Raw genomic sequence first — 531 nt, 5'->3', positions numbered from 1 at the left:
ACTGAGGCACTTGCTGAAGCGGATTCTGAGTTTAAAGCAGACTGTGATTCAGAAACTGAGGCACTCTCTGATGCTGATTCAGAATTAGACACTGATTGTGATTCTGATACAGAAGCACTTACTGACGCTGACTCTGAGGTTGATTCAGACTGTGATTCTGATACAGAAGCACTTTCTGAAGCTGATTCAGAATTTGAGACTGACTGTGATTCTGAAACTGACGCACTCTCTGATGCTGATTCTGAATTAGATACAGACTGTGATTCTGAAATTGACGCACTTACTGATGCTGACTCTGAGTTAGACACTGATTGTGAAGCTGAGACTGATTCACTTACTGACGTTGATTCGGAATTAGATACAGACTGCGACTCAGACACTGACGCACTTGCTGACGCTGATTCGGAGTTTGAAACTGATTGTGATTCAGACACCGATGCACTTACTGATGCTGACTCGGAAGTTGAAGCAGACTGTGAGTCTGATACAGAAGCACTTTCTGATGCTGACTCTGAGTTTGAAACAGACTGT

At 43.3% G+C, this 531-nt stretch carries 1 pseudogene; it reads left to right on the top strand.

What is annotated here, in order from left to right:
• A pseudogene (locus HMPREF2979_RS10575) lies at positions 1 to 531 on the top strand (MSCRAMM family adhesin SdrC); the annotation flags it as partial.

This window comes from Streptococcus sp. HMSC078H12 (assembly GCF_001814615.1).
Lineage (GTDB): Bacteria > Bacillota > Bacilli > Lactobacillales > Streptococcaceae > Streptococcus > Streptococcus salivarius_F.
Note: the sequence above shows the minus strand (reverse complement) of the source record. Positions and strands in the feature narration are given on the sequence as shown.